The 16,791-nt window shown below is 67.1% G+C and carries 16 protein-coding genes; 7 read left to right on the forward strand and 9 right to left on the reverse strand.

Features of this window, described 5'->3' with window-relative positions; genetic code table 11:
• Positions 1–12 precede the first annotated feature (12 nt).
• Positions 13–225 carry a sulfurtransferase TusA family protein gene (locus tag E1261_RS12955; protein WP_238176176.1) on the reverse strand — a complete coding sequence of 71 codons (213 nt, stop codon included), beginning with the start codon at positions 223–225 and terminating at the stop codon, positions 13–15.
• Entirely contained in the window at positions 222–1,337 is a 1,116-nt protein-coding gene (locus E1261_RS12960) for a cysteine desulfurase family protein (RefSeq protein WP_132406211.1), read from the reverse strand. The genes E1261_RS12955 and E1261_RS12960 overlap by 4 nt, the downstream gene beginning before the upstream one ends.
• A gap of 130 nt (positions 1,338–1,467) precedes the next feature.
• On the opposite strand from E1261_RS12960, the gene ctaC reads away from it, so the two are divergent.
• The 4 genes from ctaC to E1261_RS12980 all read left to right on the forward strand — a co-directional run bounded on the left by ctaC (position 1,468) and on the right by E1261_RS12980 (position 5,862).
• Positions 1,468–2,325 (forward strand): aa3-type cytochrome oxidase subunit II, encoded by an 858-nt coding sequence (gene ctaC / locus E1261_RS12965; protein ID WP_238176177.1) that lies wholly within the window; start codon positions 1,468–1,470, stop codon positions 2,323–2,325.
• Entirely contained in the window at positions 2,322–4,091 is a 1,770-nt protein-coding gene (gene ctaD / locus E1261_RS12970; RefSeq protein WP_132406215.1) for an aa3-type cytochrome oxidase subunit I, read from the forward strand. The genes ctaC and ctaD overlap by 4 nt, the downstream gene beginning before the upstream one ends.
• The gene (locus E1261_RS12975; RefSeq protein ID WP_132406217.1) at positions 4,088–4,483 is read left to right on the forward strand and encodes a cytochrome c oxidase subunit 4; all 396 of its coding nucleotides are present in this window, start codon (positions 4,088–4,090) and stop codon (positions 4,481–4,483) included. The genes ctaD and E1261_RS12975 overlap by 4 nt, the downstream gene beginning before the upstream one ends.
• Positions 4,484–4,614: 131 nt before the next feature.
• On the forward strand, positions 4,615–5,862 hold the full coding sequence (locus E1261_RS12980; protein ID WP_238176179.1) for a L,D-transpeptidase: 1,248 nt from the start codon (positions 4,615–4,617) through the stop codon (positions 5,860–5,862).
• Between the two features lie 2 nt (positions 5,863–5,864).
• On the opposite strand, the gene E1261_RS12985 is transcribed toward E1261_RS12980, so the two are convergent.
• The 6 genes from E1261_RS12985 to ctaE all read right to left on the reverse strand — a co-directional run bounded on the left by E1261_RS12985 (position 5,865) and on the right by ctaE (position 13,526).
• On the reverse strand, positions 5,865–6,641 hold the full coding sequence (locus E1261_RS12985) for an FG-GAP repeat domain-containing protein (RefSeq protein ID WP_132406219.1): 777 nt from the start codon (positions 6,639–6,641) through the stop codon (positions 5,865–5,867).
• Positions 6,641–9,091, reverse strand: a complete 2,451-nt coding sequence (locus E1261_RS12990; RefSeq protein WP_132406221.1) for a hypothetical protein — start codon at positions 9,089–9,091, stop codon at positions 6,641–6,643. Before E1261_RS12990 ends, E1261_RS12985 begins: the two co-directional genes overlap by 1 nt.
• Positions 9,092–9,188: 97 nt before the next feature.
• Positions 9,189–10,868 (reverse strand): cytochrome bc1 complex cytochrome b subunit, encoded by a 1,680-nt coding sequence (qcrB, locus tag E1261_RS12995; RefSeq protein ID WP_132406223.1) that lies wholly within the window; start codon positions 10,866–10,868, stop codon positions 9,189–9,191.
• Positions 10,869–10,873: 5 nt separating this feature from the next.
• Complete coding sequence (qcrA, locus tag E1261_RS13000; RefSeq protein WP_132406225.1) at positions 10,874–11,923, reverse strand: cytochrome bc1 complex Rieske iron-sulfur subunit; 1,050 nt, start codon at positions 11,921–11,923, stop codon at positions 10,874–10,876.
• Positions 11,920–12,816 (reverse strand): cytochrome bc1 complex diheme cytochrome c subunit, encoded by an 897-nt coding sequence (gene qcrC / locus E1261_RS13005; protein WP_132406227.1) that lies wholly within the window; start codon positions 12,814–12,816, stop codon positions 11,920–11,922. Before qcrC ends, qcrA begins: the two co-directional genes overlap by 4 nt.
• Positions 12,813–13,526, reverse strand: a complete 714-nt coding sequence (ctaE, locus tag E1261_RS13010) for an aa3-type cytochrome oxidase subunit III (protein WP_476703258.1) — start codon at positions 13,524–13,526, stop codon at positions 12,813–12,815. The genes qcrC and ctaE overlap by 4 nt, the downstream gene beginning before the upstream one ends.
• A gap of 30 nt (positions 13,527–13,556) precedes the next feature.
• Between ctaE and E1261_RS13015 the strand changes: the two genes are divergently transcribed.
• Genes E1261_RS13015 through trpD form a run of 3 tightly spaced genes read left to right on the forward strand, consistent with a single transcriptional unit; the run spans position 13,557 to position 15,987 of the window.
• Positions 13,557–14,474, forward strand: a complete 918-nt coding sequence (locus E1261_RS13015; RefSeq protein WP_132406231.1) for a cytochrome c oxidase assembly protein — start codon at positions 13,557–13,559, stop codon at positions 14,472–14,474.
• Positions 14,475–14,518: 44 nt separating this feature from the next.
• The gene (locus E1261_RS13020; protein ID WP_132406233.1) at positions 14,519–14,935 is read left to right on the forward strand and encodes an Rv3143 family two-component system response regulator; all 417 of its coding nucleotides are present in this window, start codon (positions 14,519–14,521) and stop codon (positions 14,933–14,935) included.
• Positions 14,936–14,943: 8 nt separating this feature from the next.
• A complete protein-coding gene (gene trpD / locus E1261_RS13025) occupies positions 14,944–15,987 on the forward strand; it encodes an anthranilate phosphoribosyltransferase (protein ID WP_132406235.1) in 1,044 nt (347 codons plus the stop codon).
• A gap of 43 nt (positions 15,988–16,030) precedes the next feature.
• On the opposite strand, the gene E1261_RS13030 is transcribed toward trpD, so the two are convergent.
• A partial coding sequence (locus tag E1261_RS13030; protein WP_338033929.1) for a hypothetical protein occupies positions 16,031–16,791 on the reverse strand: 761 nt, incomplete at its 5' end.

The following is a 16,791-nucleotide window of genomic DNA, read 5'->3' on the forward strand; positions in this document are numbered from 1 at the left end:
CGGCGGAGTGTGTCAGCTGACCCGCCGCACCACATAAGCATTTTCGGCCGCCGACACCAGCTCCTGCGACCGCATCCGGCACCAGGCCGGGATGTCCGTCGCCGCAGCGGGGTCGTCGGCCAGCACGGTGACGGTGTCGCCCACGGCCACGGCCGGCAGCGCCTTGGCCAGTTTGATCACCGGGAGTGGGCAGAGCAGCCCCCGGCAGTCCAGCTCCACGTTCACATCCCCACCTCCGCCCGGATCCGCGCCACGATCCCCGGCAGCACCCTGCAGAACCGGTCGATCTCGCCGTACGTCGTCGTCCGGGCCAGTGAGACCCGGACATTGCCATGGGTGAGCACACCCATCGCTGCCAACACATGTGACGGTCGCAACGTACTCGACGTACAGGCGGAGCCGCTGGACACGGAGAAGCCCTCAGCGTCCAGTGCGGTGACCAGAGCCTCACCGTCCACGTAGAGACACGAGAACGTGAGCACATGTGGCAGGCGGTCGTCCGGATCACCCACCACCTCGACATCTGTCACGTCCGCGGCCACCCGCTGCCGGATCTCCGCGATCCAGGCCCGGTGCTGCCGGTCCAGCTCCGTAGCCTCCGCCAGCCGGGCCTGGAGCGCAGCCGCGGCAGCCAGCAGATTGGGAACGTCAGGGAACCCGGGGGAGAGGCCGTCCTCCCGCTCGTCCATCGGCCAGGCCGGCGCGATCCGGGTGCCCTTCCGTACCGCCAGCAGCCCGACCCCGGCCGGACCACCCCACTTGTGAGCGCTTGCCGTCAGCACCGACCAGCCATCGTCTAAAACCTCCCGCCCAACCGATGCAGCGGCGTCAACAAAGAGCGGCACTGAGCCGCACGCCTCCGCAGCGGCCCTAACGGGCTGCCGCGTCCCCACCTCATGGTTGGCCGACTGCAGCACCGCCACCGCCACTCCGGGCTGCCGCACCGCCTCCGTGAACGCCTCCAGGTCCACCCGGCCCAGCATGTCCACACCGATCTCCAGCCCGGCCTCACCAGCGGTGTGCAGTACGGCGGAGTGCTCCACCGCACTGTGGACCACAGTCCGCCCGACCCGCCGCCGAGCAGCCAGTACGGCGGACAGTCCGCTGTGGATGGCCGCCGTACCGGAGGTGGTCAGGTAGAGCTCGTCCGGGCGCACTCCGACGCCCTCGGCAAGCACCGCCCGGGCGTTGTCCAGCAGCAGCCGGGCCGTCCGGCCCTCGTGGTGCAGACGGACCGGATCGGCCCACCCGGAATCCACTGCCGAGAGCAACATTTCCCGCGCGGCCGGATGCAGAGGCTCCGCCGATGCGGCGTCGAGGTACGCACGCTCATTCACAGGGGAAACGCTAAGGGCTACCTATGCGCAGGACGGCGTTTGGTGTCCAGTAGTGTTTGGTCGTCAGTCTCACTTGGGAAGGGAAAGGCGCCCCGTGGGTTCGAACGGCACGTCCGGAGTGGAGGAGCGCATGGCAGATACTGCCCGCGCCACACGTCCGGCGAAACGACGGCTGCTGGCCGCCGCGGCAACGGTGTTCGGCACCGTGCTGCTGACCGGTTGTTCGTCGGAGACCACTGAGCAGTGGAAACGACTCGGTCTCCCCGAGGCCGCCTCGGACCGGACCGAGGCTGTCCGCAGCCTCTGGATCGGCGCGTGGATCGCAGCGCTGATCATCGGCGTCGCGGTCTGGGCCCTGATCCTGTACGTCGTGGTGAGGTACCGCAAGCGGAACGACGAGGCACCCAAGCAGGTGCGGTACAACCTGCCGCTCGAGGTGCTCTACACGCTGGCCCCGTTCGCGATCATCGGGGTGCTCTTCTTCTACACCGTCGAGCACGGCAACCAGATCACCAAGATGTCGGGCACGCCCCAGCACACGGTGAACGTGGTCGGCCAGCAGTGGCAGTGGACCTTCAACTACAAGGAGCAGGTCAACGGGCAGGAAGGCGTCTGGGAGACCGGCACGCTGGACAAGCCCGCGGAGCTGTGGCTGCCGGTGAACGAGTCGGTGCACTTCGACCTGACCTCGCCGGACGTCATCCACTCGTTCTGGATCCCGTCGTTCTACTTCAAGCTCGACGTCATCCCGGGCCGGACCAACAAGTTCGAGGTCACGCCGACCAAGACCGGGACGTTCGCCGGCAAGTGCGCGGAGCTCTGCGGGCTCTACCACAGCCGGATGATCTTCTCCGTCAAGGTGGTCACCCGCGCCGAGTACGACCAGCACCTCAAGGAACTGGCCGACCGTGGCCAGACCGGTGCCGCCGTCGGCGGCAAGGACGCGACCACCATTCCTGGTCACGGTGAGCAGGAGGGCGGGAAATGACCGACTTCGCCGAGCGCTCCGGCGCCATCGGGACCAGTGCTGCGCTGCCGCGGCGGCGCAGCAAGGGCCAGATCGCGGTCAAGTGGATGACCACGACCGACCACAAGCTGATCGGTCACCTGTACCTGATCACGTCGTTCGCGTTCTTCCTGATCGGCGGCGTGATGGCGCTGCTGATCCGGGCCGAGCTGGCCAAGCCCGGTCTGCAGATCGTCAACGAAGAGGTCTACAACCAGCTCTTCACGATGCACGGCACGATCATGCTGCTGCTGTTCGCGACCCCGCTGTTCGTCGGGTTCGCGAACGTGATCATGCCGGTCCAGATCGGCGCTCCTGACGTCGCCTTCCCGCGGCTCAACATGTTCAGCTTCTGGCTGTTCCTGTTCGGCGGCCTGATCACGATCAGCGGGTTCTTCACCCCGGGCGGTGCGGCCGACTTCGGCTGGTTCGCCTACGCCCCGCTGTCGAACGCGGTCCGTTCGCCGGGCATCGGTGGCGACCTGTGGATCATGGGTCTGTGGATGGCCGGTCTGGGCACGATCCTCGGTGCGGTCAACTTCGTCACCACGATCATCACCATGCGCGCCCCCGGTATGACGATGTTCCGGATGTCGATGTTCACCTGGAACATCCTGGTGACGTCGATCCTGGTGCTGATCGCCTTCCCGATCCTGGCCGGCGCGCTGCTGATGCTGGAGGCGGATCGAGCCTTGGGGGCTCACGTCTTCGACGCCGGGAACGGCGGTCCACTGCTCTGGCAACATCTGTTCTGGTTCTTCGGGCATCCAGAGGTCTACATCATCGCGTTGCCGTTCTTCGGCATCATCACCGAGATCCTCCCGGTCTTCAGCCGCAAGCCGCTGTTCGGCTACATCGGCCTGGTCGCCGCGACGCTCGGGATCGGCATCCTGTCGGTGGCGGTGTGGGCGCACCACATGTTTGTCACGGGCGCGGTGAATCTACCGTTCTTCTCGTTCATGACGTTCCTGATCGCGGTTCCGACCGGGGTGAAGTTCTTCAACTGGATCGGCACGATCTGGGGCGGATCGGTCTCGTTCGAGACCCCGATGCTCTGGTCGATCGGCTTCCTGACGACCTTCCTGTTCGGCGGCCTGACCGGCATCATCCTGGCCTCGCCGGCGCTGGACTACCAGCTGTCCGACTCGTACTTCGTGGTCGCGCACTTCCACTACGTCGTCTTCGGCACGGTGGTGTTCGCGATGTTCGCCGGGTTCTACTTCTGGTGGCCGAAGATGACCGGCCGGATGCTCGACGAACGCCTCGGCAAGCTGCACTTCTGGCTGCTGTTCATCGGCTTCCACACGACCTTCCTGGTGCAGCACTGGCTGGGTGTCGAGGGGATGCCGCGGCGCTACGCGTCGTACGGCGCGAACGAGGGCTTCACCACGCTGAACGAGGTCTCCAGCGTCGGCGCCTTCGTGCTCGGCCTGTCGATGCTGCCGTTCTTCTACAACGTCTACAAATCCCGCAAGGCGCCGCTGGTCAAGGTCGACGACCCGTGGGGCTGGGGCCGGTCGCTGGAGTGGGCGACCAGTTCGCCGCCGCCGCGGCACAACTTCGACAGGCTGCCGCGGATCCGGTCCGAGAGCCCCGCGTTCGACCTGCACCACCCGGAGCTGGCGCTCGCGGAGTACCCGGCCAACCGGGCCTCCGCTGACAATCTCCTGGACGCCGGCGAGGACCAGGGCCGGGTCGCCCTCCTCGAGGAGAACGCAGCGAAGAACGAAGGGAAGGACGGCGCGTGAAGGTCGAGGCCTGGGTCTTCGGGATCCTGAGCGTGTTCGTACTGGTCGTCACGCCGATCTACTGGCTGATGTCGGAGGACCCGACCGGGACCACCGCACTGGTGATGACGTTCTTCCTGGCACTGCTGATCGCGTTCTACCTCAGCATCACCGCCCGCCGGATGGATGCCCGTCCGGAGGACCGCAAGGAAGCCGAGATCGTGGAAGGCGCCGGCGAGCTCGGCTTCTTCCCGCCGCACTCGTGGTGGCCGCTGTTCTGCGCCCTCACGCTGTCGGTGGTCGTGCTCGGCCTGGTCTTCGGCTGGTGGCTGTTCATCGCCGGCTGCGCGCTCGGGATCGTGACGCTGTCGGGCTTCATCTTCGAGTACTACCGCGGGGATCACGCCCACTAGTCGTCGAATGCCTCATACTGAGTAGTTTTTGCGAGGGCGCCGTCCGGGCCAACCGGACGGCGTTTTCGTGCGTCTGATGAACGACGGGCTACGCTGGGCGGCGGTTGACGCATACAGGGGAGAACTGGGGAATGGTGAGCAGGAAACACGGCCTGGCCGTGGTGGGAATCGCGGCGATGCTGCTGGTCGGCACCGCGTGCAGCGACACCGAGGGCGGCGGCAACGCCGGCCCGGGAGCCACGCAGAGCAGCACACAGAGCAACGGTTCGGCGGGAGCGTCCACGACCCCCGGTGCTTCGACGACACCCTCGGACGACCCGGCCGCCGCCAATGTCGCGGTGGTCCCGGCCAAGGGCGCCAAGGGGGTCGCGCCGGACAAGCCGGTGACCGTGACCACCTCGGCCGGCACGATCAAGTCGGTCACCCTCAAGGACGACGACGGTGACACGGTCGACGGCACTCTGAACGCCGAGAAGACCCAGTGGACGGCAGGACCCGGGGTCAAGCCCGGAGCGACGTACACGGTGACCGGTACGGCGGAGGGCACCGACGGCGCGAGTGTGCCGATCTCCTCGACCTTCAGCACGCTGAAGGCGACCAAGAACCTGAAGGCCTCGGTCGTCCCGCTGAACGGCGAGACCGTCGGTGTCGCGCTCCCGATCCAGATCTACTGGAACAACCCGGTCACCGACCGGGCCGCGGTCGAGAAGCGGCTGGAGATCAAGACGTCGGTGCCGGTCGAAGGCAGCTGGCACTGGGTGAACAGCAAGCAGGTCAACTACCGGCCGAAGGCCTACTGGCCGGCCGGCACCAAGGTCACGGTGCTGATCAAGACCGCCGGGGTGAACGCCGGCAACGGCACCTGGGGTGCCGCCAGCCGCGAGATCAAGTTCGCGATCGGCAAGTCGGTGATCAGCAAGGTCGACGTACCGAAGCACACCATGACGGTCACCATCAACGGCAAGCTGGCCCGCACCATCCCGATCACCGCCGGTAAGTCCGGTTTCACCACCCGCAGCGGGGTGAAGGTGATCATGGAGAAGTTCGCCACCAAGCGGATGGACGCCCGGACCGTCGGCATCAAGCCCGGCGACCCGGAGTACTACGACATCCACGACGTGAAGTGGGCCCAGCGCGTGACGAGCTCCGGCGAGTTCATGCACGGCGCCCCGTGGTCGAGCGGCAGCCAGGGCAGCGCCAACGTCAGCCACGGCTGCGTCGGCATGAGCCTGGCCAACGGCCAGTGGTTCTTCAACCAGACCCTGCGTGGCGACCCCGTGATCGTCACCGGCACCAAGCGGTACATGACGGCCGGCAACGGCTGGACCGACTGGAACCTGCCCTACGAGAAGTACAAGCAGGGCTCGGCGCTGAGCTGACGTCAGAGGGCCATCAGACTCGCGTCCTGCCAGCCGCCGCCGGCGGAGTAGCGAGTCACGGTCCACGGATTGCTGGTAGTGGCGCCGCTGTGGGGATACACCCACGCGGCGCCACTGCTGTCACGGACAGTGATGTCCAGTCGCCCGTCCCCGGTCACGTCCTGCAGCAGCATCACGTTGGCCAGCCCCCAGCCGCTCCCTGCGCCGATCTGAGCGCCGGTGGCGGTCACATGGATGGTCAGGTTCCCGGAGCCGTCCCGGGCCACCAGATCGGCCCGTCCGTCGCCGGTCACGTCCCCGACGAGCAGGGCGGTGGCCGAGTTCCAGTTCACTCCGACACTGAACGGTCCGGTCCAGTTGGCCGCCGTACCGGCTTTGCCGTTGTGCGGGTAGGTCCACATACTGCCGTCGCGGAAGCGCGCCACCAGGTCCGGTTTGCCGTCGCCGGTCAGGTCACCGATCCCGATCCAGTCGGCGATATCCCAGCCGGTGAGGCCGGTCGCGTACGGCGGCTTCCAGCCGGCCGCGTTCCCGGTCAGCCCGTTGTGTGGGTACACGTGCAGGGTCTGGTCGTTGCGGATCGTGACCAGATCCGCCTTCCCGGTGCCGGTCGCGTCGGCCAGGAACATGACCCGGACGATGTCCCACTCCGTCGTGTTGGTGTCGTAGGAGGTCGTCCAGGGGTTACTCCCCGGCTGCCTGTTGTGCGGGTACACGAAGAGCCGGCCGCCGCGGCGGATCACCATGTCGGCCCAGCCGTCACCGGTCACGTCGATCATCAGTTGACCTCCGTACCGTTGACGACCAGCCGCTCGAGTCCGGGGACCGGTGGGCGATGGACCGTGATCTTGGCCGGGTTCTGGGCCCAGCTGGTCGAGTGGGTGACGTTGAGGGTCTTGCCGTCCGCGGACAGCCGGAAGCGCAGCGACATCGGCCCGAACAGGGTGGGCATCTTGTCGAACACGGTCTCGGAGTCTTTCGAGATCCAGGCGAGCGGACAGATCCGGAGCAGGTGCAGTTCGCCGGCGGTCACCGCGTCGTCGATGACCGCGTGCCGGGCCGCCCAAGTGATCAGCGGCTGGGTGAAGAGCGTCCCGTACATGCCGTGCCGGTGCTCGCCGGAGATGAACGTGTCCGGCGAGATCGCGCCGGTGAGCAGGCCGTACAGCCCTTCGAGGAAGTGCGCGCGATCGCCTAGCTGCCAGCTGTGGAAGAGGTTCCAGCTGTAGCAGGGCTCACCGCTGCTCTGCTCGTGGTCCAGCACGACCCGGTCGAGCGCGGTGTGGTGCGCGGGGTCGAAGTTGGCCACATTGGGACCGACCCGGAAGAAGTCGACGAACGACTTCATCAGCGGATCGTCGGCGGGCAGCAGATCGGCATAGACCGACATCAGCGCACCACCGTCGAACGCCTCCAGGTCCGGCCAGGCGCTCTCGTTGCCGTAGAACTTGCTGGGCAGGATCGGCTGCTTGACGCCGTTGGGATCGGTCCAGCGCGGCGCGGTCGCAGCCTCCTGACGAAGCGTGTTCACATAGGTCGTCCGGAAGGCGTCGGCGAGCTGTGCGAACTCGGTCGCCCGCGGGTGCGAGATCTGCTGCAGCAGCTGGACCGCAGTCCGGAGACCGCGGTGGATCCAGGCCTGACTCGAGACCGCCTGCTGGACCTGGGCGGTGTCGTTCGCCTTGCCCGGCGGCATCAGCCCCTTCACCGCCTCATGTCCCTCGTACCGACAGGCCCTCTGGATGAACTCGCAGGCCTTGACGATCGGCGTCAGCCAGCGGTTCAGGAACGCCTGGTCCCGGCTGAGCAGTACATGCCGGGCCGCCGCCTCCAGGATCGCGCCGTGGTCACTGAGCCAGTGGAACGGCTGGAGCTGCGCCGGGGTCGCGAAGAAGCCCTCATGTGAGAACTCCCGGTAGTCATCGCCTGGCGGCTCCACCGTGTCCTGGACCGCCAGATACAGCTCCAGATGCGACGCCACCACGTCGTGGTAGCCGAGCAGGTCCAGGAACATGTGGCTGACCATCGAGGTCGGCGTACTCCACAGCATGTCGTAGCCGTAGGAGCCGGACAGGAAGGTGTGCTTGCCGGTGTCCGGGCTCTTCTCGCCGATGATCTCGGCCAGCTGCACGCTGCGACGGAAGAACTGGTCGACGTAGGGCTCCGGCGTGCTGATGGTCGCGGCGGTGGCCGGCTTCTTCGCCCAGTACGTCTCCGCCTGTGCGAGAGCACCGGCGTACCCGAGTGCCAGCTCGGCGTCGATCTCAGCGCGCGGCTGGGGGAGCATCGGCACCAGTACGTCGACGTACGCGCCCTTGCGAGCCTGGATGACCACCTTGAGGTCGTAGACCCCGTTGGCCCCGGTCAGCGTGGTCGCACCCGGCACACTGACTGCCATCCGGACCAGTCCGGCGCTGTCGAAGACCCTGGCGGGCACCGGCTCCGGTCCGGGGTTGAAGACCTGCTCGATCCGCAGACTGGTGTCGAGCGGCGCTGCGGACGGGATGACCTCCATAGTGACGAAGGCGTCCTGCTGCTGCGGCGGATCGATCCGGTGCTTGATGTACGCCTTGCTGAGCCGCAGAACGAACGTGAACGACGCAGGCGGCCGCACCTCACTCACCTGCTCGATCGAGAACCGCGTCCACGCGTAGATCGGCTCCAGCGCGGTCTGAACGTCAGGGGCACCGCGCAGATGCGCAAACACCGACTGACGCAGTACGACGCCCTCCTGCCGCCGGTGCTCGGTCCACAGCACTGGAGTGTGCTTGTCCTGCTGCCAGCCCTGGATGCCGACCCCGAAGTCGCCCTTGTACAGGTAGTACTGCCCGGTCGGCATCGGCGGGATCTTCCCGCGATCCGGCATCACGGGCGTCACCTGGAAGTCCTTGCCCTTGTAGACGTCCAGATACGGCTTGGGATGACCGACCGGCAACGCCACCGCCGGCTGGCACACCATGGTGCCGTTGTAGAACATGTCGAACCGGAACAGGTGCGACTTCCACCCCACCGGCGTCCACACACCCCGCTGAGGCGCCCACCAGCGCAGCGCCTCCTGAATACTCGGTTCCCCGAGCACACCCGCCACCTGAGCCTGAGCCTGCGCCTGGGCAGGCGCGGCGGCCGCGGCGGCCGCCGTACTGGAGGACGCAGTACTGGATGTCAGGCCGGCAGCAGTCGCAGCACCGGCCAGCTGGAGAGCACGTCGTCGAGATACTTGGGGCGGCATGTAAGAAGAGTTCGGCACACCGCAATGACTCGCAACCAGTTAGACCACAACGAAAAACGCCCTGACCGAAGCCAGGGCGTTTCTCGAGCTACTGAGTTCAGTGCTTGTCCGGCGTGACCTCGTGGAAGGCTTCCGTGTCGGTCAGCTCGTGCACGTCGTCGTCGTGACCGTGCGAGTGCGCGTCCTCGATCTCCGCCGCGGTCGGCTTCTGCACCGCGTCCGCGTAGTAGAAGTGGCTCAGCTTCGCGCGGAGCTTGTTCAGTGCGCGGCGCGGGGCGCGAACCCCGTTGTCGTCGGTCTCCGGACCGACCTCGTACGGGACGAGGCGGTCGTGCGCGGTGAGCTCGTAGGCCTCGTAGTTCGAGATCGGCGTGTGCCGCTCGGAGTAGCCGCCGTCGGGGGAGCGGACGATGATGCCCGACTCCAGACCGTGCAGCAGCCGCTCCTCGTCGGCGCGCTGCAGCGAGATCGCGATCCGCCGGGTCACCCAGAAGGCGAGCACCGGACCGAGGAACACCGCGAACCGCAGGAACCAGGTCACCTTGTTCAGCGAGACGTCGAAGTGGGTGGCCACCAGGTCGTTACCGCCACCGATCCACAGCAGGCCGTAGAAGGTGATGAAGGCGGCACCGATACCGGTCCGGGTCGGCACGTTGCGCGGCCGGTCCAGGATGTGGTGCTCCCGCTTGTCGCCGGTGATCCAGCTCTCGATGAACGGATACAGCGCGACCAGTGTGACGAACGCGGGTGGTATCAGGAGCGCCGGTATCAGCAGGTTCCAGCTGAGCGTGACGCCCCAGAAATGGGACTCGAAGCCCGGCATGATGCGGACCGAGCCTTCCAGCCAGCCCATGTACCAGTCCGGCTGTGAACCCGCCGTCACCTCGGCCGGGTTGTACGGACCGTACAGCCAGACCGGGTTGATCTGCAGCAGCGCGCCCATCAGGGCGGTGACGCCGAACACGACGAAGAAGAAGCCACCGGCCTTGGCCATGTAGACCGGCATCAGCGGGTAGCCGACGACGTTCTTCTCGGTCCGCCCGGGACCGGCGTACTGGGTGTGCTTGTGGTACACGACCAGGAACAGGTGCAAGGTGACGAGCACCAGGATCAGGCCCGGGATCAGCAGCACGTGCACGGTGAAGAACCGCGACACCATGTCGTCGCCGGGGAACTCGCCGCCGAAGATGAAGAAGCTCAGGTACGTCCCGATCACCGGTGAGGCCTGGATCATGCCCTGGGTGATGCGCAACCCGGTCCCGGACAGCAGGTCGTCGGGGAGGCCGTAGCCGATGAAGCCCTCGATGATGCCGAGGAACAGCATCCCGAAGCCGACCACCCAGTTCAGCTCCCGCGGCTTGCGGAAGGCGCCGGTGAAGAAGGTGCGGAGCAGGTGCACCATCATCGCGGCGATGAACAGCACGGCCGCCCAGTGGTGGATCTGCCGCATCAGCAGACCGCCCCGGATGTCGAACGAGATGTCCAGCGTCGAGGCGTACGCCTCGGACATGTGCAGGCCCTTGAGCAGGCTGTACGAGCCCTGGTACTCGATCTCGGCCATCGACGGCTTGAACCAGAAGGTCAGGAAGATGCCGGTCAGGATCAGGATGATGAAGCTGTACAGCGCGATCTCGCCGAGCATGAACGACCAGTGGTCCGGGAAGACCTTGCGCAGGTTCTTCCGGCCGATCTTGCCGACGCCGAGGCGGTCGTCGAGCCACTTGACCGGCGGCGGGAACTCCGCCGTCGCGGGAGCCTTCTCTTTGGTATCAGACACTGGTGTCACCCTCGTTCCCAGAAGCTCGGGCCGACCGGCTCGGTGAAGCCGCTCTGCGCGACCAGGTAGCCCTCTGCGTCCACTGCCAACGGTAGCTGAGGCAGCGGCCGAGCCGCAGGCCCGAAGATCACCTTCGCGCTGTCGGCCAGGTCGAACGTCGACTGGTGGCACGGGCAGAGCACGTGGTGCGTGGTCTGCTCGTACAGGGAGATCGGGCAGCCCACGTGGGTGCAGATCTTGGAGTAGCACAGGATGCCGTCGATCCCCCAGTTCTCGCGACCGGGCTTGGTACGGATCTTGGCGGGCTCGATCCGGACCACGATCACCGCGGCCTTGGCCTTGGCGTTCTGGTACTCGACCGGGCTCTCCTCCTGGATCGGAGTGAGGTTCGCGGGCTGCGCGTTGACCAGCTGCCCGACCACCAGGTCGGACGGCTTGATCGGGCGGTCGGTGACGTCGTTGACGACCCGGACGCCCTTGGCCCAGATGGTGTTGTAGAGGCTGCGGCCCGGCAGCGGACCGAGGTCACGGAGCAGGACGATGGCCGGCAGACCGAGCAGACCCATCGAGGCGAGCAGCGACCGGCGGATCAGCTTGCGCCGGCCGAAGCCGGACTCGGCCGCACCCTCGTTGAAGCCCTCGATGATGTCGGCCTTCTGCTCCGGCGAGGAGTTCGCGTCGTGCCGCAGCTCGATGACCTCGGTGTCGACCATCAGCTGCTTGGCCCACTGGATCGCGCCGGCGCCGATCAGGAACAGCCCGAGGCCCAGGCACAGGCCCAGCGTCATGTTGTTCGCGTTGCCGGTCAGCGGCCCGAACTCGAGGATCGCGTCCCGCGGGATCGCGAAGTACCCGACGCAGGCGCCCAGGAAGAGCAGGCCGGCCAGCGTGAACATCGTCGCGACCTGACGCTCCGCCCGGTCGGCGGCCTTCGGGTCGATATCGGTGATCCGGTACTCGTGCGGCTCCAGACCCGGATCCGCGATCGGCTCGGCCACCTCGACCGCGCCGTGCTGCTCGTCGTCCGCCTTCACGGGCAGATTCTTGTCACTCATTCGGCCTTCGCCCCCTCAGCCTTGGCTCCGGGTGCACCGTGGCCCTTGGCCTTCACACCCTTGGCGCCGATCCAGACCGCCACCGCGACCAGCAGGCCGATACCGACCAGCCAGCCCCACAGACCCTCGGAGACCGGGCCGAGCCGGCCGAGGCCGAAGCCGCCCGGGTCCTTCTGCTCCTGCAGCGCGTGCAGGTAGGCGATGATGTCGCGCTTGTCCTCCGGCAGCATCACCTGGTCGGAGAAGACCGGCATCTGCTGCGGACCGGTGAGCATCGCCTCGTAGATGTGCTTGGGGTCGACGTTCATCAGCGACGGCGCGTACTTGCCGTTGGGCAGCGCGCCACCTTTGCCGGCGAAGTTGTGGCAGGCCGTGCAGTTCGTCCGGAACAGCTCGCCACCACGGGTGACCTGCTCGTCGGTGACCTTGCTGATGTCGTACGAGTCGGTCGCCGGAACCGCCGGGCCCGGGGCGAGCGAGGCGACGTACGCGGCCAGTGCCTCGATCTCCTCCGGCGTGTAGGTCGGAGTCTTGCGCGGGACCTGGGCACCCGGCTGCATCGCGGGCATCCGGCCGGTACCGACCTGGAAGTCGACGGCGGCCGCGCCGACACCGATCAGCGACGGGCCGGCCATGTCGCCCTCGCCGTTCCCGCTGCCTTCGGCGTTCAGGCCGTGACAGCTGGAGCAGCCGACCGCGAAGAGCTTCTTGCCCTCTTCGATCTGCTGGGACTGGGCCGAGTTGTCGGCCACCGCGCTGCCAGGGGCAAACGCGGCGTACGCCGAGCCCACTGCCAGGAGGCCGAACAGGAGCACGACGAGGCCGGCGGACCGGTGCCGTCGTCGCGCGGAGAGAAAGCGCGCCGGTGACAAGGAGGTTCTCTTCTCACTCATTTGAGCAGGTAGATGGTCGCGAACAGGGCGATCCAGACCACGTCGACGAAGTGCCAGTAGTACGACACGACGATCGCCGAGACGGCCTGTTCGTGGGTGAACTTGCGGGCCATGTAGGTCCTGGCCAGGACGAAGACGAAGGCGATCAGGCCGCCGGTCACGTGCAGGCCGTGGAATCCGGTGGTCAGGTAGAACACCGAACCGTACGGCGAGGACGAGATCGTGATGCCCTCGTGGATCAGCGTGGCGTACTCCGTCACCTGGCCGGCGATGAAGACCGCGCCCATCAGGTACGTGAGGATGAACCACTCACGCATCCCCCACTTGAGGAAGTTCGCCGCGGAACCGACCCGGCCGACCCGGCCGTGCTCGGCCGCGAAGACGCCGAACTGGCACGTCACCGAGGAGAGCACCAGGATCAGCGTGTTGGTCAGCGCGAACGGGATGTTCAGCATCTCCGTCGACGCGTCCCAGAGCGTCTCCGTCCCGGGCGCCGCGGTCGCGGTCGTCACCGACCGGATCGTGAAGTACGCCGCGAACAGAGCGGCGAAGAACATCAGTTCGCTCGCTAGCCAGACGATCGTGCCGACACTGACCATGCTGGGACGGTCGTGGTGTCCGTGTTCACGAGACGCTGGGAGCGCAGTTGCAGTGGCCACGCCGTCATTATGTCGGTCCATCTGCGAACTACTACGACCACCCCCATGCATGTCGCACAACGATGCTTCTACTGTGGACAGGTGCTTCCCCTCCACGCCGCGCCCGGTGACCAGATCGCGCCGTTCACACCACTGCGTCTGCTGACGGCCTGGACCTTCGAGCCGGTGTTACTCGCCGTGATCATCGCGACCGGCGCGCTCTATCTGTACGGCGTCCGCCAGCTCCGCAAACGCGGTGACAAATGGCCGGTGGGGCGCACGGTCGCCTTCGTCGGACTGGGGCTGGGCAGTGCGGTGATCGCCACCCAATCGGCGCTAGGCACCTATGACACGGTCCTGTTGAGCGTGCACATGGCCCAGCACATGATCCTGTCGATGCTGACGCCGCTGATGATGGCGCTCGGCGCCCCGGTCACGCTGGCGCTCCGGACGCTGCCCCAGCGGCCCCGGAAATGGTTGCTCTCCGTATTGCATTCCCGGTTCGCGAAGGTCGCCTGCTTCCCGCTGATCGGCTTCACGCTGTTCGTCCTGAGCCCCTGGGTGCTCTATTTCAGCGGGATCTACGACGCCACCTTGCGCTCGACCGTGCTGCACGACCTGCTGCACTTCCACTTCATCCTGGTCGGATCACTGTTCTTCTGGCCGCTGCTGGGCGTCGATCCGGTCCCCGGGCGGGTGATCTACCCGTTCCGGCTCATCATGACGTTCCTCACGTTGCCGTTCCACGCGTTCCTCGGCATCACGATCATGTCCGCGAACACGCTGATCGCCGAGGACTGGTACACGAGTTTCGAACGCTCCTGGCCGCCGTCACCACTGCACGACCAGTTCATCGCCGGCGGCCTGTTGTGGGGCTCCGGCGACATCGTCGGCCTGGTGTTCTTCGCGGTTCTGTTCGTCCAATGGGTGCGCGACTCGCAGCGTGAGGCGCGCCGTGAGGACCGCCGGCTGGACCGGTTGGAGGAGCAGGCGCGCCGGGCCGAACAGGCACCCCGGTAGCATTCAGCTGTCCAGTCGTCTTTTTCACAGCTTGGGATGAATCGATGAGCTCAGAGCGTCCGCTGAAGGTTCTCGTCTACAGCGACGACCGTACGACGCGGGAGTCCGTCCGGCTGGCGCTGGGCAAGCGCCCGGCTGCCGATCTGCCCGCCCTCGAGTACGTCGAGTGCGCGACCGAGCCGGCCGTGATCAAGACCATGGACAAGGGCGGCATCGACCTGGCCATCCTGGACGGCGAAGCGGTGCCGGCCGGCGGACTGGGCATCGCCCGGCAGCTCAAGGACGAGATCTTCAACTGCCCGCCGATCCTGGTGATCACCGGCCGTCCGCAGGACGCCTGGCTGGCCACCTGGTCGCGCGCCGAGGCCGCGGTCTCGCACCCGATCGACCCGGTCCGGCTCGCCGAGGTCACCGCGGAGCTGCTCCGCGCCGTGGTCGCCAAGCTGCCCGCCACCACCTGATCCCGGCGATGACCGCCTACACCTGGCCTGTCGTTCTCAACCCGCTGCTGCGGGGCGAGGACCTGGAGGCCACCGCCACCGCGTGGGCGATGGAGCAGATCCTGTCCGGGGCCGCGTCCCCGGCCCAGCTGGCCGGTTTCGTGATCGCGCTGCGCGCCAAGGGCGAGACGGTCAGCGAGGTCGAGGGCCTGGTCACGACCATGCGCAACTTCGCGACCAGGATCACGGTCCCCGGCCGGACCCTGGACGTCGTCGGTACCGGCGGCGACCAGGCGCACACGGTGAACATCAGCACGATGTCCGCGATCGTTGCGGCCGGCGCCGGTGCGAAGGTCGTCAAACACGGCAACCGCGCCGCATCATCGGCGTGCGGAGCGGCCGACGTACTGGAGGAGCTCGGGATTCCCCTCGACCTCACCGCGGCGCAGGTCGCCGAAGTGGGGGAGCAGGTCGGGATCACCTTCTGCTTCGCGCCCGCGTTCCACCCCGCGCTGCGGCATGCCGCAGTACCGCGCCGGGAGCTCGGCGTACCGACCACCTTCAACTTCCTCGGCCCCCTGGCGAACCCAGGTGATCCCTCCGCCCAGGCGGTCGGCGTCGGCGACGCCCGGGTCGCCGGACTGATGGCCGGCGTACTGGCTCGGCGCGGCATCGACGCACTGGTCTTCCATGGCGACGACGGACTGGACGAGCTCACCACCCGTACGACGTCGCAGGTGTGGAACGTCGGTGGCGGAGAGGTGGAAGGGCCGTTCACGGTCGACCCGCGCGACCTCGGCATCGAGCCGGTCTCGGCGGACGCGCTGAAGGGTGCGGACGCGCCGTTCAACGCCAAGGTCGTCCGGTCCCTGCTCGACGGCGAGGCCGGCGCGGTGCGCGACGTCGTCCTGCTGAACGCCGGCGCCGCACTCGCGGCCTACACCCCGGTCGAGGGCCCGATCACCGCCCGGATCCGGGCCGGGATGGACCGCGCCGCCGAGGCGATCGACTCGGGCGCGGCCAAGGACGTCCTGGAGCGCTGGATCACGGCCTGCGCAACCGTGCGCGGCTAGCTGTTGCTTGCTGGGGCCGGCGGGATGAGCATCCCGCCGGCTCTCAACGACTGATCTTGATCTGGCTGACCTTCGTCCGCCACACCTGGATCCAGGTCGGCGTCGTACCGGCGATGTCACCGATCGACACCGCCGCCGTACCGTCACCGCGATCGACGACCGCGATCAGCACGGTCGAGAACGTCTCCTTCAGCTTCGGCGCACTGACCGCCACCCGCGTGGTGATCTCGTGCCCCTTGCGCCCGTCCACGGTGATCGCCTTGTGCGTCGTACCGGAGATCTTCGCGCCCTCGCCGTACAGCCCGACGATCGCGCGCGACCCCGCCTGCGTCGCAGCCGACTTCAGCCCGGCCGGCGTACTGGCGAACTTGAACGTCGGTATCAGCTGCCCGAACGAGACGAAGTTCCCCCAGTCGGCACTGTTGTTGTAGTTGTCGTGCACAGTCAGCCAGATCGCAGCCCCGCCGTACTGGCCGGACCGCTCCCCGGTCGTCGTCCACGCCGACCCCATGATCGGCATCGTGTCTTTGTTGGCAGCAACGATCAGCGACCCGAGCACCTGCCCCTTCGGAGGCGGCGTCGCGGAAGGCTTGATCGAAGGGTTCACCGTCCGCAGCCCCGGATTCCCGGAAGGCAGGTCGACCGGCATCACCGCATCAGCCCGCGTCCAGATCCACCCGACACTCAGAGCAGTAGCCGTCAAAGCAGCCACCACCAGCACCAGCGCCCCAACCAGCCGCGCCCGCGCAGTCGAATCGCCACTCTGCCGCAAAACAACCCCATACCCCTCAGCCTCAGGCACCC

This window comes from Kribbella albertanoniae (assembly GCF_004348455.1).
Taxonomy (GTDB): domain Bacteria; phylum Actinomycetota; class Actinomycetes; order Propionibacteriales; family Kribbellaceae; genus Kribbella; species Kribbella albertanoniae.

Bases quoted from the DNA above. Each gene is read 5' to 3' on its own strand.
- ctaD (WP_132406215.1), top strand. From the start codon at position 2,322: ATGACCGACTTCGCCGAGCGCTCCGGCGCCATCGGGACCAGTGCTGCG.
- E1261_RS13020 (WP_132406233.1), top strand. From the start codon at position 14,519: ATGAGCTCAGAGCGTCCGCTGAAGGTTCTCGTCTACAGCGACGACCGT.
- ctaE (WP_476703258.1), bottom strand. From the start codon at position 13,526: ATGCATGGGGGTGGTCGTAGTAGTTCGCAGATGGACCGACATAATGAC.
- E1261_RS12985 (WP_132406219.1), bottom strand. From the start codon at position 6,641: ATGATCGACGTGACCGGTGACGGCTGGGCCGACATGGTGATCCGCCGC.
- E1261_RS12980 (WP_238176179.1), top strand. From the start codon at position 4,615: ATGGTGAGCAGGAAACACGGCCTGGCCGTGGTGGGAATCGCGGCGATG.
- trpD (WP_132406235.1), top strand. From the start codon at position 14,944: ATGACCGCCTACACCTGGCCTGTCGTTCTCAACCCGCTGCTGCGGGGC.
- ctaC (WP_238176177.1), top strand. From the start codon at position 1,468: ATGGCAGATACTGCCCGCGCCACACGTCCGGCGAAACGACGGCTGCTG.
- qcrA (WP_132406225.1), bottom strand. From the start codon at position 11,923: ATGAGTGACAAGAATCTGCCCGTGAAGGCGGACGACGAGCAGCACGGC.
- E1261_RS12990 (WP_132406221.1), bottom strand. From the start codon at position 9,091: ATGCCGCCCCAAGTATCTCGACGACGTGCTCTCCAGCTGGCCGGTGCT.
- qcrC (WP_132406227.1), bottom strand. From the start codon at position 12,816: ATGAGTGAGAAGAGAACCTCCTTGTCACCGGCGCGCTTTCTCTCCGCG.